This is a genomic window from Paraliomyxa miuraensis, assembly GCF_026337845.1.
Lineage (GTDB): Bacteria > Myxococcota_A > Polyangia > Nannocystales > Nannocystaceae > Paraliomyxa > Paraliomyxa miuraensis.
Window position 1 is genome coordinate 558,430 of record NZ_JAOVZF010000163.1, and the last position, 15,518, is coordinate 573,947.

Consider the following 15,518-nt stretch of genomic DNA (forward strand, 5'->3'; position numbering starts at 1 on the left):
ACGCGCGAGCCCGCCCCCCGGACGGAATTGCACAATCTCGGGATCTCAGACCAACGCAAAGCACAACGGTACCAACGGCGCCAGGCACAACCCCCGCTTGACATCGACGCAGACCTGACCGAAAAGCGAATCCCCGCTCGGGGTCTGTATACGAAGGACGCTCGTCGTGCTCGACCCGATGCCGCCCACTCTGTGTCACCTCCTCGCCAGTCGCGCGGCCGGGCAACCAGAGGCGCGAGCCTTCGGATTCCTCGTCGATGGTGAGTCGAACGAGCTATGGCTGAGCTACGAGCAAGTCCTGCGCCGTTCCGTGGCGACGGCTCACTTCCTCCAATCAGAGGGAGCACGGGGCGAGCGCGTCGTGCTCCTGTTTCCACCCGGCCTCGACTACATCACGGCGCTCTTCGGCTGCCTGCTCGCGGGCGCCATCGCGGTGCCGGCCTACCCTCCGGATCCGAGCCGGATCGCGCGCACGCTCCCGCGGCTCGAGGCGCTGATCGCCGACTCTCGTGCTCGATTCGCGTTCACAACCCCCCCGCTGCGCTCGCTGGCCGACTTCCTGTGCCGCGGCTCTGCACCTCTGTCGCGGTTGCGCTGGCTCGCGATCGAGAGCGCATCGGCTCCTGACACCGAGCACTGGACCGATCCAGGGCCCACTCCCGACGACTTGGCCCTGCTGCAATACACCTCGGGTTCCACGGGGTCGCCGCGCGGAGTCATGCTCACCCACCGCAACCTGCTGCACAACTCAGCCGCGATCCATCGCCTGTTCGGCCACGGCGAGAACAGCCGGGGCGTGATCTGGCTGCCTCCCTATCACGACATGGGCCTGATTGGGGGCATTCTCCAGCCGCTCTACGGGGGGTTCCCCGTCGTGCTCCTGTCCCCCCTCGACTTCCTGGCGCAGCCGATGCGATGGCTTCGCGCGATCTCCCGGCATCGGGCCACCACGAGCGGTGGACCCAACTTCGCCTACGATCTCTGTGCGCGCAAGGCCACGCCGGAAGACCTCGCCACGCTGAACCTGGCATCATGGAGGATCGCCTTCAACGGGGCAGAGCCCGTCCGCTCGTCCACCATCCAGCGCTTCGCCGAGACGTTCGCTCCCTGCGGGTTCGACCTGCGAGCCATGTATCCTTGTTATGGACTCGCCGAGGCGACGCTGATCGCCACGGGCAGCGTCACGACGCGTGAGCCGGTCACTCGACACTTTCTCTCGGCGCCGCTCGAGCGAGGCGAAGCCGTGCTCGCGGCGAGCGACGGCACGACCTCCGAGGGGTCGGTGAAGGCTCTGGTCTCCTCGGGAGTGCCGCTGTCCGATCAGGATCTCATCATCGTAGATCCTCACTCATCCGTGCACCTGCGCGAGGATCGAGTCGGCGAGATCTGGGTGCGAGGTGCGAGCGTCGCCGCCGGGTACTGGAGCCGCCCGGACGAGACCCTCGCGACATTCGGCGCGCGCCTCGATGGAGCGGACGACATCGTGTACCTGCGCACCGGTGATCTGGGGTTCATCCACGAATGCGAGCTGTTCGTCACGGGGCGTCGCAAGGACCTCATCATCGTGCGAGGTCGCAATCTCTCCCCGGCAGACATCGAGCAGAGCGCCGTGGCCAGTCACACTTCGCTGCGCCCCGGCTGCGCGGCTGCATTCTCGGTCGAGCACGAGGATGAAGCGAAGGTCGTCCTGGTGCTCGAGCTCGACCCTCGCAAGGCGGCGGACCCAGCGGAGGTCATCCGTGCCATCCGTCGCGCCGTCGCCGAGGAGCACGGGCTGTCCACCCACGGGATCGCTCTGCTCGCGCCGGGTACGATCCCCAAGACGTCGAGCGGGAAGATCCAGCGACACGCGTGCAAGGCGGCCTACTTGGCCAACGAGCTCGACACCGTCGCCATCGACGTGGCCCCCGACCTGCCATTGAACGGGCCCCGGGAGCTACCGGAGCAGCGGGAGGGCTGGCTCGCGTCCTGGCTCGCCGCCCGGCTCTCGATGGTGTTGCACAGGCCCCTCTACGACGCCGACCTCGACCGACCGCTGGTGGAGCTCGGGCTCGACTCGCTTCGCTCGGTGGAGCTTCGAGCCGAGCTCGAGCGGGCCCTCGGCACATCGCTTCCGCTGGAGTGGCTCATCGGAGGGGCGAGCACGCGCGACCTCGTGAGGGCATGTGCCAATGCGAGCCCTCGAGAGCCGAAGGCCGGCGGCGTTGTGCCCCGGGTTCCCCGGGCGCCGGACATGCCACTGTCCCATCCACAGGAAGAGATCTGGCTGGCGGCGCGCTTGGATGGCAACTCCAGCAACTACCACATCCCGGTCACCCTGCAGCTGCGAGGCCCGCTTCGCGTCGACTGGATGGAGGATGCGCTGGCCCAGATCATCGAGCGGCACGAGATCCTCCGAACCTGCTTTCCGGAGGTGGGCCGACGGCCGGTTCAGCAGGTCCAATCGCTTGCCACGGGCACGACCGTGCTGCCGCTCGATGACCTCCGCACCCTGCCGCAACCAGACCGTGACGCACGAGTCCGGACCATCGCGCGCGCCGTGGCCCTCGAGCCCTTCGATCTCGCCCACGCTCCACTCCATCGCGCCCGGCTGCTCCGCCTCGAGGACGAACGGTACATCTTGCTGTTCACGATCCATCATGCCATCGCAGACGGGTGGTCGATGGGCATCCTCGTGCGGGAGCTCGCAGCGATGTACTCAGCGCGCCACCGCGAAGCCCCTCTCCGGCTGAAGCCGCTCCCATTCCAGTACGCGGACTTCTCATCGTGGCAACGCAACGAGCTCGCCGGTGCGCGTCTCGAGGAGCTGCTCGATCACTGGAGGCAAGTCCTGGCCGATCTTCCCCACGAGCTCCGACTCCCCTTCGAGTCGATCCCGCCCCGCGAAGATGCGCAGGGCGGCGGCACCCTGCGCGCGCTGCTGGAGCCGAAGATTGCGGACGCGCTCGCGACCTCGTGCGCCCGAGAGCGGGTCACGCCCTTCATGTGGCTCCTGACCGTCTACGCGCTGCTCCTGCTCCGCTACACGGGACAAGACGACGTCCCCGTGGGGGTTGCCGTCCTCGGGCGCGACGTGCCCGGCTCGGAACAACTCATCGGCAACTTCATCAACATGGTCGTGATGAGGATGAGGCTCCACGGCAACCCCTCCTTCTCCGATCTGCTCCACGGCACCCGCCGCGACGCCCTGCAGTGCTTCGAGCACCAGGACATGCCCTTTGGGGTCCTCGCGCGCCGGATCCTCTCCGAGCGCGTGGCTTCGCATGGCCAACTGTTCCGCACCGCATTCGGGACCCAGAATCAGCCGAGAGAGCAGCTCGACCTGCCGGGAGTCGAAGCCGAGCTCCTCTCCACGGATCATGGCCTGGCCCGCATCGATCTGACGCTGTGGATCTCCGAGACCCCAAGCGGCCTCGAGTGCGCCTGGACCCATACCAACCGGTCGTTCGACGCAGCTCGCGTGGCCGAGCTCCATCGCCGCTTCGCCGCCTGGCTCGAGCTCTCGCTGGAGCATCCCGACGCCCGGATCTCGTCGTTTCCGCTGGAGCCATCACCCGCGTCCTCCGAGGGCCTCGACGGCGCCTTGCGGAAGCTCGAAGGCAGGCGTCGCAGCAACCCCGGCCCTTCCCACCGTGGGACACCGAAGACACCAGGGCCCAGTCGGGAGGATGCGTCGTGAAGCCCACGTTGCGCCCGCTCGGCACCTCGTCACGCCGGAGCCCTCAGCGGCTCTCCGCCGATACGCTCGTCACCACCCGGCTCCGGGACGACGCGGCCCCGTACCCGCTGATCGTCGAGTCTCGCGAAGCCGGGCTGGACCTCGCGATGTGGGCACGAGAGAGTCGTGACTTCCTCGATCGAGCACTCGTTCGTCACGGTGCCGTGCTCCTGCGGGGGTTCCGGTCGGATGGAGCGAACACCCTCGACGAGTTCGTTCGTGCGTCTGGGAGCGAGCCTCTGCCCTACACCGAGCGGTCCTCTCCCCGCGATGTCGTCAAGGGCCATGTCTACACGTCGACGTCACACCCATCCGAGTCCGAGATCTTCCTGCACAACGAGCAGTCGTACAACCTGGGCTTTCCGGGAAGGATCCAGTTCCATTGCGTGACCCCCCCGGCCGAAGGCGGGGCCACGCCGATCGCCTGCACGAGGCGTGTTCTACGCGAGCTCCCGGTGGCACTCGTCGAGCGCTTCCTCGCCTCGAGCTATCGCTACATCCGCAATTTCGGCGGCATGGGGCTCGGCTGGCGGACCGCGTTTCAGACGGACGACATGGCTGAAGTGGAGCGCTACTGCCGAGCGAACCAGATCGATCATGCATGGCTCGACGGAGGTCGCCTGAGGACGAGCCAGACGCGCCGCTGTGTCGCCCGACACCCGGTGAGCGGCGAGCTCGCGTGGTTCAATCACGCGACGTTCTTCCACGTCAGCACGCTCCCCCGTCGTGTCGTCGACACCCTGCGATCGACGTTTGGCGAGGACGAGATGCCCAACAACACCTTCTACGGCAATGGAGCACCCATCGAGGACGACACCATGGCGACGCTACGCGCTGCCTACGAGCGTGCGAAGGTGGCGATCCCGTGGCAGCGCGGTGACTGCCTCGTGCTCGACAACATCCTGATGGCGCACGGGCGAGAGTCGTTTCGAGGCGACCGAAACATCGTGGTAGCGATGTCCAACCCAACGCGCTGGGCAGACGTCGCAGTCGACGAGCTACCCAACGGAACACGGCACGGCCGAGGTCTGGGGGCATGACGACGCGAACCAACGATCGCGGCCGTGCGCCGGGGCTCGTGCCCAAGGAACGCCGCGGGCCCACGAGGATGTCATCCGCATCGCTCGTGGAGACGAGCTGGCTTCCTTCGGCCCAGGGTTTCCCGCTGGTCGTCGAGCCCCGGATGCGCAGCCTCTCGGCGGTGGCGTGGGCCGAGCAGCAAAAATGCTGGATCGAGGACCAGCTCCTCGCCACGGGCGCCATTCTCTTTCGCGGCTTTCACCTGCCCGATCGCCACAGCTTCCGTGCGTTCGCCTCCGCGATGGACAGCGAGCTATTGGACTATGTGGAGCGTGCGGCACCCCGTGCTCAGGTGGCGCCCAATGTATTCACCTCCACGGCATTCGCACCGGATCAATCCATCCCGCTCCATCACGAGATGTCATACTCGCACAACTGGCCGGCGCGCCTGTGGCTCTACTGCGAGATCCCGCCGGATGCAGGGGGCGCAACCCCGATCGCGAGCGAGCGGCAGGTCACCAAGCACCTCGAGCCATGGATCAAGTCGGCGTTCCTCGACAAGGGGATCTCATACGTCCGCAATTATGGTGTGGGCGTCGACATGACCTGGCAAGAGGCCTTCCAGACCACCGATCCCGCCGAGGTGGAGCACTACTGCCGAAGCTCCGCTACGGCATTCGAATGGCGCGACGGAGATCGGCTCCACACGAGGGCCATCCGCCAGGTCACGGTGACTCACCCGCGCACCGGAGAAGAGCTGTGGTTCAACCATGCTCCGATCTTCCACGAGACGAATCTGCCTCCCGAGGTGCACGAGGCCCTGCGTGCCCAGTTCGATCCCGAAGAGATGCCCCGCAACGCGTTCCATGCCGACGGCAGCCCGCTAGACCCACGGATGCTCGACGCCATTCGCCGCACGTACCAGCGCTTCGCGGTGCGCTTCGCCTGGCACAAGGGAGACGTGCTGATGCTGGACAACTTCCTCGCCGTCCATGGCCGCGACCCCTTCGAAGGCCCACGCTCCATCCTGGTCGCGATGGCCAAGCTACACCACAACCCCATGATCGGTCTCGAGCCGCGTGAGCCAGGAGCGAGATGAACGCCACTGAAATCGAAGGATACGATCTATCGTCGGAGCAGCGGCGGATCTGGTCGGCCGGCAATGAGCGGCAGACTCCATGGGTACGGGCGACGGTCGAGATCGAGGGCCCCCTGAGCGTCGAGCAGCTCGAGCAAGCGCTCCGGTCCGTGTGTGAGCGGTACGAGGTCCTCCGCACGCACTACCCACGCCTCGCGGGGATGTCCGTCCCCCTGCAGGCCGTGGCCCCCACGACGCCGGCCATCGAGGTCCAGCAGCTCGATGCACTGCCTCTCGATGCCCCCGAATTCGATCTTCATGGCGGACGGATCGTTCGTGCCCAGCTCCAGCGGCTCGCCCCCCAGCGGCACCTCCTCGCCCTGTCGACACCGGCTCTGGCTGTCGACGCTCACGCCATGCACGACCTCGTCTCGGTGCTCTCGAGCGCATGTGCCACGCGAGACACCGGCGAGGAGAACGGACCCACGATCCTCCAGTACATCGACTATGCACAGTGGCAGCAGGAGATCCTCGACGCAGAAGCGCAGCAGGAGGCCGCCCCCCACTTCGAACACCTCGCTCGATCGACGCCACCACCATCGAGCCTCCCGTTCGGACGGGAGGCTCGCGCAACCGGACCCGCACCGTCGGTCATCGGAATCGACGCTCGGCTCGAGCGCCCTTCGCCGCTACGCGAGCTCGCCCTCCACATGGGCACGCGAGTGTCGACGCTGTTCCACGCGGCATTCCAGGTGCTCCTCCTGCGTCATGGCTGCCAATCGCCCGTCGTCTCCTTTCGACGCTACGACGGCAGAGGATACGAGCAGCTCACAGGAGCGATCGGCACCTTCGCCAAGTCGCTCCCGGTGACCACCCCGATCGGCCGCTCTCATCGCCTGTCTGATCTGCTCCAGGTGCTCGAGCCCGTCAACGAGGCCCACGAACGGTACGCGATCGCGTTCGACGCGCTCGCCCACCCGGGGCTGTCGGCATCGCCAGCCAGCCCGCCCTGCGTCTTCGAGCACGTCTCGTGGCCAGCCCTGGACAGTGGCGAGCTGCGCTTCCACCTGCGCCGCCTCGAGGCGTGCGAAGACATCTTCGGTCTCAAGCTCACGGCAATCGATGCTCACGACGACATCGTGCTACGCCTCGACTTCGACCCGGCGTTGCACTCGGAGCCAGCGATGCGTCGGATGCTCGAGGCATACCAGGCCCTCGTCGCCGACATGATCGCACGCCCCGAAGCACCTCTCCACGAGCTCCGGGTGCTCGACGACACCATGCGTCGGCGCGTGCTCCACGAATGGAACGCAGCGGCATCGCCGGTCGATGTCACGACCATTCCTGCGCGCTTCTCCGCGATCGCGTCGGCACATCCAGACTCGATCGCGGTGGTCCACGGCCACGACCAGATGTCCTTTGGCGAGTGCGATCGGCTCGCCAACCGGCTGGCTCACGCCCTCCGCGGCGCCGGGATCGGCCCGGAGGACATCGTCGGCCTGTGCTTGCCTCGCTCGACCGAGATCATCGCAGCACTGCTGGGCATCCTCGAGTCGGGGGCTGCCTATGTACCCCTGGATCCCGAGATGCCGGCGCAACGCCACGCGTTCATCCTCGCCGACACGCATGCCAGAGCACTCGTGACGACGCAGCCCCTCGCGGCACGGATTCCGGGGTTCCGCGGCCATGTCCTGACCATGGATGCCGACCGGGCCCACATCGACGCTCACGACGACATCGCCCCCGCGTGCACCATCCATCCAGAGAGCCTGGCGTACGTCCTCTACACATCGGGCTCCAGCGGCCGGCCCAAGGGCGTCATGGTCCGCCATCGGTCGGTGAGCAATCTCCTCGATGCCCTCGAAGACGCCATCTACCACGGCTCCAACGCGATCAGTCAAGTGGGCCTCAACGCGTCGCTCGCATTCGATGCCTCCGTCAAGCAGATCATCCAGCTCTGCAAGGGTCGAACCCTCCATGTCCTGTCCGACGACGTCCGACTCGATGGAAAGCTGCTCTCTCGGCACCTCGAGCTCGCTCCGCTGGACATCCTCGACCTCACGCCAACGCAGCTCCGCCTGCTTCAGAAGCAGGGCGGATTCGATCCGAAGACGATGCCGCGGCTCTTGCTCGGGGGTGAGGCCATCGACGACGGCATGTGGAGCCGACTGAGCGAGCAAGACAGCCCAACGGCGTACAACCTCTACGGACCGACGGAGTGCACCGTGGACGCGACGGCGTGCCCCATGGAAGCATCCCATCCAACGCCGAGTCTCGGTCGAACGCTCGCGAACGTCAGGGCATACGTGCTCGACGAAGCGCTCGAGCCCGTCCCCATCGGCGTGCCCGGAGAGGTCTACCTCGGCGGCGAGGGTCTCGCGCGTGGGTACGTCGGGCGTCCGGGGCTGACGGCGGAGCGATTCGTCCCCGATCCGTACGCCAGCGATCCAGGGGTTCGAATGTACCGCACCGGCGACATCGCCCGTCGTGAGGACGACGGCAAGCTCGTCTTCCTGGGGCGAGCCGACCTACAGGTGAAGGTTCGCGGGGTTCGTATCGAGCTCGAGGAGATCGAGCGGGTCTTGCTCGAGCACTCGGCCGTCCAACAGGCAGCAGTCACGGTCCGGGAGGACGCACGAGGCGATCAGCGGATCGTGGCCTACGTCGTCCCTCACCGCCGCAATGCCCCCCGGCTCGACGGTCTCCCACGCCACGTGCTCCCCAACGGCATGGCGATCGTCCACCGGAACAAGAACGAAACGGACTACCTCTATCGAGAGCTCTTCGACGAGCGCCTCTACCTGCGCCACGGGATTCGCCTGCCAGGCGAGGGGGTGGTGTTCGACGTGGGGGCGAACATCGGATTGTTCACGCTCTTGGTGGGTCTGGAGAGCCCAACATGCCGGGTATACGCGTTCGAGCCGCTCCACCCCATACGAGAGGTGCTGGTCAAGAACGCCGAACTCTACGGATCGCGCGTGGAGGTCCGTCCATTCGGTCTCTCGGACCGGAGCCAGGCCGTGCCCTTCACCTTCTATCCCGGCTACACGATGATGTCGGGCCGAAGCGAGTACGCCGATGCGGAGGGCGAGGTACTCGTCGTCAAGACCTTCCTCGAGAATCAGCGCGCGCAGGGAGACACCGGAGCCGCGCTGCTCCACGCCAATGTGAGCGAGTTGCTCGACGGCCGGTTCACCGAGGAGCGGCACGAGGTGCTGCTGCAGCGGCTCTCGGATGTCGTACGAAACGAGGGCATCGACCGAATCGACCTGCTGAAGATCGACGTCCAGCGGGCGGAGCTCGACGTCCTTCATGGCATCGATGACGAGCACTGGCCGATGATCCGCCAGGTCGTGATGGAGGTACACGACGGACACGGACACGCGACGGAGGGACGACTGCGTGCAGTGGCGGAGCTGCTCGAGGCGAGGGGGTTTGCCGTGATCACCGAGCAAGATCCCCTCCTCCGAGGGACGGACCGCCACAACCTCTTTGCGCACCGACCCAGCGCGCCCGTGACCGCCATCACGCCAGAGCACGCGCTGGACCCTCGAGTGATCTCGAGGGTCTTGACCCCCGACGAGCTTCGCAACTTCGTCAAACAAGTGCTGCCCGACTTCATGGTACCCAGCGCGATCATCTTGCTGGAGGAGCTGCCACGCACCATCACCGGGAAGGTCAACCGCAAGGCCCTGCCCCCACCAGAGTCCGTCTCCACGGACGCCGGCGTCGACCGCGTGGAGCCACGCAATGAGACCGAACGCCGCATCGCGTCCATCTGGGGCGAGGTGCTCCGCAAGGACCACATCGGGATCCACGACAACTTCTTCGACCTCGGAGGCCACTCGCTCCTCCTCCTGGAGGCCCACGGGCGCGTGAATCGAGTCATGAGCAGCGAACTGTCGATCCTCGACCTGTTCCGGCACCCAACGGTAGCGTCGCTCGCCGCACTACTTGCGAGCGGGGCGAATGAGATCGGCGACACCAGCCGCGAGATCGACGAAGCGGCGAAGAAGCGCGTGCTCGCGTTGAGACGCCAGAAGGCTCGAATGAAAGGAGGAGCGCGATGACGATGATCTCACCGGACGAACGACTCGAGGGCATCGCGATCATCGGCATGGCCTGCCGGTTTCCGGGGGCTCCCGACGTGGAGGCATTCTGGCAGAACCTCTGCGATGGCGTCGAGTCGATCCGCACCTACTCCGACGCCGAGCTGCTCGCGGCCGGCGTACCCGAGGAGTTGCTGAACGATCCGCACTACGTGAAGGCCAATGCCGCGCTCGACGACGTGGAACTATTCGACGCAGAGTTCTTCGGTGTGAACCCCAATGTGGCGCAGATCACCGACCCTCAGCATCGCATCTTCCTCGAGTTGGCCTGGCACGCGATGGAGCATGCGGGCTACGACTCCGAGCAGTTCACGGGTGACATCGGCGTATTCGCCGGTCTGAGCATGAACACGTACCTGATCGAGAATCTCACGAAGCATCGGGGGTTCATCGAGTCTCACGGTCTTCTCCAGGCCGCCATGGCGAACCGGGGCGATCACCTCGCCACGTCCACGGCGTACAAGCTGGATCTGCACGGTCCCGCATTCGTGGTCCAGAGCGCATGCTCGACATCGCTGTCCGCGGTACATCTGGCGTGCCAGTCGCTGCTCTCCCATCAGACGGACATGGCGCTCGCCGGCGGCGTATCGGTGAGAGTGCCGCAGACGATGGGCTATGTGTACGAGGACGGCGGTGTCGCGTCGCCCGACGGGCATTGCCGACCATTCGATGCCCAGGCACGGGGCACGGTCTTCGGGAGCGGTGCCGGCATCGTGGTGCTGCGAAGGCTCGAGGACGCGCTCTCGGCGGGTGACACGATTCATGCGGTCATCGCAGGCTCGGCCGCCAACAACGACGGCGCGGCGAAGATCGGCTACACGGCACCGTCGTCGGAGGGCCAGCGCAAGGTGATCGCGATGGCCCAGGCCGTGGCCTCGATACACCCGGACACGATCGGATACGTGGAATGCCACGGGACAGGCACCGTGCTCGGCGATCCGATCGAGCTCGAGGCACTCACCCGCGCGTTCGCGGCAAAGACCAAGCGAAGGCAATACTGTGCGATTGGCTCGGTGAAGAGCAACATCGGTCATCTCGACACGGCCGCCGGCATGGCTGGTCTCATCAAGACGGCCTTGTGTCTCTCGCGAGGGAAGATCCCACCAACGCTGCACTTCGAGTCACCCAACCCGGAGCTGGGGCTGGAGAGCGGACCGTTCTACGTGAACCCGGAGATCCGTGAGTGGCCCGCCCCGGATGGCCATGGCCGGCGTGCAGGGGTCAGCTCATTCGGGATCGGAGGCACGAACGTCCACCTCGTGCTGGAGGAAGCCCCGCTCCCACCACGACCTTCGACGCCCTCGCGGCCATGGCATACCCTCATGCTCTCTGCGCGTTCTGCTGTCACGCTCGAGGCACAGACGGACGCGTTGCGCGAGCATCTCGCAGCCCATCCCGAGCTCGATCTCGGAGATGTGGCCCATACGCTGCACTTGGGGCGACGACGCTTCGAGCACCGCCGTGCCCTGCTGTGTCGAACGACGGCCGAGGCGGTGCAGGTGCTCGAGCGCCTTCCGCCGGATCAGACCTTTTCGGCGCAGCACGAGGGCAGCGCGCGCCCCGTGGCGTTCCTGTTCCCGGGGGTGGGAAGCCAGCACCCCACGATGGTGCGCGAGCTCCATGCCGAGGTGCCGGAGGTTCGCCGACACCTCGACGAGTGCATCGAGTGCCTCTCTCCCTTGCTTGGCATCGATCTGCGGTCCATTCTCTTGCCCGGCCCAGGCCAAGAGGAGCACGCACGAGCCGCCCTCGAGCGCGCGAGGGTGGCCGAGCCCGCGCTGTTCGCCGTGGAGCACGCGCTCGCCCGATCGCTGATGGCGTGGGGCGTTCGCCCCACGGCGCTGCTTGGCGAGGGGATCGGCGAGTACGTGGCGGCCTGCGTTGCCGGTGCGGTTTCGCTGCCAGATGCGGTGAGGATGGTGGCCATGCGCTCCGAGCAGGTCGAGCGGTCGCCCCGGGGAGCCATGCTGGCGGTCCTCTCGTCGGAGGCCGCCTTGCGTTCGCGGATGGATGAACTCGGCTGGGCCCTCGCGAGCATCGGACGCGACTCCTCGTGCGTGGTCTCGGGTCCGCTCGAGACCGCCGCCGACTTCGAACGCTCCCTGACGGCGGAGGGGATATCCTGGAGACGCCTCCGAGCGGACCGGGCGCTCCATTCTCCCGTCGTCGGCAGCGTCGCAGCGCGGCTCACGGAGCTGCTGCGTCCCCTCTCCTTCCAGCGGCCACGGATTCCGTGCATCAGTGGAGCAACCGGAAGGTGGATCCAGGGTGAATGGTCCGATCCCACCTACTGGGGCGAGCAGATGCAGCGATGCGCGCGTCTGTCCGAAGGTATCGCTCGCCTCTGGGAAGAGCCCGACCGTCTCGCGGTCGAGGTGGGCCCGGGACGAGCGATGACGAACATGGCCCGACTACACCCGACGAAGTCGCCCCGCCACGTCGTCTTGCCAGCCATGGTCGATGAAGCGGCCGATGCCTCGCCGACGCAGACGTTGACCGCCACCCTCGCCCGGTTGTCGATCCATGGCGCCGAGACCGGCCCGGGAAGTGAGGATGGGACCACCCCGAGGCGACGCGTGCCTCTGCCCCTCTATCCGTTCGAACGCCGCCGGTACTGGCTGGAGCCGCCCGTGAGCGAGGACGCGGAGGAGCCCCTTCCCCCGCGGCGAGCAGACCTGGCGGACTGGTTCTTCGTGCCATCGTGGAAGCGCGTGGGGCCACCCACACGAGCTGCCGGGTCGAAGGATGCTGGCGCTGGGAAGGTCGTGCTGTTGTTCGCCGATGCCTACGGCCTAGCCGAGCGCCTCGCGGCGCAGCTCGACCAGGATGGGCACACCGTCGTCCGCGTCATGCGTGGTGACCAGTATCGGGCGATCGAGAGAACCCGCTACGCCATCGAGCCTGCCCGCCCCCAGGACTACCACGCTCTTTGGCAAGACCTCGGCGCGGCGGGCACCATGCCTTCTCGAGTGATCCACATGTGGGGAGTCGAGCCGTACCGAAACGATGGCTCGCGACTGGCGGCGCTGCCAGGGGTCTACGAGCTCGGCATGAAGAGCTTGATCCGCCTCGCGCAGGCAGTCGGACCGGCGCTGCGCGAGGGTCCCCTCCACCTCGACGTGATCACGAGCCAGGTCCAGGAAGTCACGGGCGACGAGGTGCTCTGCCCGGAGAAGGCGACCATCCTGGGTCCAGTGCTCGTCATGGGGCAGGAGTACACGACCATCCGCCCTCGTCTCGTCGACGTCGCCTTGCCGGCCCCAGGTGGCGCCGAAGAAGCGCGTCTCGTGCAACAACTCGTGGAAGAAGTCGAGAGCGACGCGGACGAGCCGCTGGTCGCATACCGAGGGCCCCACCGGTGGGTGAAGAGCCACGAGCCGATGCGGGTCGAGCCCTCGTCACAGCCGGCGTCTTCGTTTCGCCACGGCGGCACGTACCTCATCACGGGCGGACTAGGGGGGATTGGCCTGACCCTCGCCGAACAGATCGCTCGTATCCCCGGCACACGCCTGGTGCTCCTCGGACGGAAGGCTCCGAGCGAACATCCCGAGAGCGACACCTCGGCCGACTCGGGAGCCGCATCACGGCCCACGGGATTGCTCGCACGGATCCGTCGCCTCGAACAGCTCGGTGCGGAGTTGATGATCGTCTCGGGAGATGTCTCCGATCGTGCACGAATGCGGGAGCTGCTGGCCGACGTGCGAGCCCGTTTTGCCCCGCTGAACGGAGTCATCCACGCTGCGGGAGTACCGGCGAGCGGGGCCATCCAGCGGAAGACGGACGACATGATGGAGCGGGTGCTCGCGCCCAAGGTCGTGGGAACGCTGGTGCTCGACGAGCTCCTCGCGGACGAAGACCTCGACTTCGTGGTCTACTGTTCGTCACGGACGGCCGTGCTGGGGGGATTCGGGCAGGCCGACTACGCGGCCGCGAACGCGTTCCTCGACGCATTCGCTCGTCACAAGAGCCGAACATCCAGGACACGCACCATGTCGATCGCCTGGTGCGCCTGGAAGGAGGTGGGCATGCTCGCCCGTGCGGCCGACGCCCGTGCTCCCGGGACCGCCACGTCGCGACCGGTCGCCACCGGTCATCCGCTCCTCGGTGACCGGGTGGTGTCGACCCCAGAGCGAGAGATCTACGAAAATACGTTCAGCGCCGAGACACACTGGATCCTGTCGGATCACCGCATCCTCGGCACACCGGTGATCGCCGGCACGACCTACCTCGAGATGGTGCGGGCGGCGCTCGCACCACGCGTGCAGGGGATGAGCCTCGAGATCTTCGACATCTCCTTCCTGAACCCTCTGGCCGTTCGGCTGGGTGAGGCACGGATCGCTCGCCTGGAACTCACCCGCACGACGGACGGATACGCGTTCGGGGTGAGCAGCCGAGCGCCCGAGGGCTCCGAAGGCCAGCCGATGCAGCACGTCATCGGGAATGCGCGACTGGTGCCCGGCCAGGATCGCGGGCACGAGCTACCGGCGCTGCAGAGCCGGTGCCCCCGCGAGAGGACGATGAGCGATGCGGACGCACGGGACGACGACCACGGCCCACGCTGGCAGTGCGTCCGACACGTACGCTGGGGTGATGGCGAGGTCTTGGCCACGCTCGAGCTTCCTGTGGAGTTCGTCTCGGATCTCGACCAACTGGCGCTGCACCCTTCCATGCTCGACAAGGCCATCGGCACCGGCCGGGACTTCATCATCCAAGGGATCCCCTATATCCCGTTCGGCTACGAGAGCCTCGTCATCAGGCACCCGATGACGCAGCGCATCTTCGTTCACACCCGTGCACGCGGAGAGGACGTGAGCCGGAGCGAGACCCCGTCGTTCGACGTGACGATCATGGACGGCGCGGGACGGGAGCTGGTCGAGATCCGCGGGTTCTCACTCAAGCGCATCAACGATGTCGCGGCCGTGTACCGGAACCTCGCACGGCGTGATGCGATGACGGCAACGCTCGACGGCACCTCCGCAAGACAACCGACGAGCATCTTCGACCAGATCCTGCGCGAAGAGGGGGTCCTGCCGAACGAGGGCGCGGAGATCTGGAGCAGAGCCCTCGGCGGGCCTCTCGTACCCAACTGGGTCATCTCTACTCGGGATGTGGAGGCGATGCTGGCTCGGGGAATGGTGCACACGTCGGCCACGCGAGCTCGCCCCCTGGCCGAGCTCGAAGAGGTGCCGCAGCGTGATCGTCGTCGTCGCCCGGCACTGGCGACGCCGTACGTGGGGGCGCAGACCCCCCTTCAGTCGACGCTGGTCGAGATCTTCGCCGAAGCACTGGGCTTGGACCAGGTGGGTATCGACGACAACTTCTTCGACCTCGGGGGTGACTCGATCCTGGCCATGCGACTCGCAGCCCAGATCCGAGCACACACCGAACGCGACCTCCAGGTGGTTCAGCTCTTTGCATCACCCACGATCGCGGACCTGGCCGTAGCGCTGGGTGAAGTTCCCTCCGAGCCGGAGATTCCCGCTCGTGGAAACAGCGCCGAGCGCGGTGCTCGTCGGCGCGCGCGAGCCATCGCCCGTCAACGAGGGCGCAACCGAGAATGAGCACACTGCACCAACGACGCAAACGGGAGAGA

At 66.7% G+C, this 15,518-nt stretch carries 5 protein-coding genes; all 5 read left to right on the forward strand.

Annotated features, from left to right (window positions below):
* The first annotated feature begins 166 nt into the window (after positions 1 to 166).
* The 5 genes from OEB96_RS42325 to OEB96_RS42345 are packed head-to-tail and all read left to right on the forward strand — an operon-like array spanning position 167 to position 15,486.
* Complete coding sequence (locus OEB96_RS42325; RefSeq protein WP_266222649.1) at positions 167 to 3,679, forward strand: condensation domain-containing protein; 3,513 nt, start codon at positions 167 to 169, stop codon at positions 3,677 to 3,679.
* Positions 3,676 to 4,758 carry a TauD/TfdA family dioxygenase gene (locus OEB96_RS42330; RefSeq protein WP_266222650.1) on the forward strand — a complete coding sequence of 361 codons (1,083 nt, stop codon included), beginning with the start codon at positions 3,676 to 3,678 and terminating at the stop codon, positions 4,756 to 4,758. The genes OEB96_RS42325 and OEB96_RS42330 overlap by 4 nt, the downstream gene beginning before the upstream one ends.
* Positions 4,755 to 5,837, forward strand: coding sequence for a TauD/TfdA family dioxygenase (locus tag OEB96_RS42335; RefSeq protein WP_266222651.1), 1,083 nt, complete (start codon positions 4,755 to 4,757; stop codon positions 5,835 to 5,837). Before OEB96_RS42330 ends, OEB96_RS42335 begins: the two co-directional genes overlap by 4 nt.
* Entirely contained in the window at positions 5,834 to 9,886 is a 4,053-nt protein-coding gene (locus OEB96_RS42340) for an amino acid adenylation domain-containing protein (protein WP_266222652.1), read from the forward strand. Before OEB96_RS42335 ends, OEB96_RS42340 begins: the two co-directional genes overlap by 4 nt.
* Entirely contained in the window at positions 9,883 to 15,486 is a 5,604-nt protein-coding gene (locus tag OEB96_RS42345; RefSeq protein WP_266222653.1) for a type I polyketide synthase, read from the forward strand. The genes OEB96_RS42340 and OEB96_RS42345 overlap by 4 nt, the downstream gene beginning before the upstream one ends.
* Positions 15,487 to 15,518: the final 32 nt, after the last annotated feature.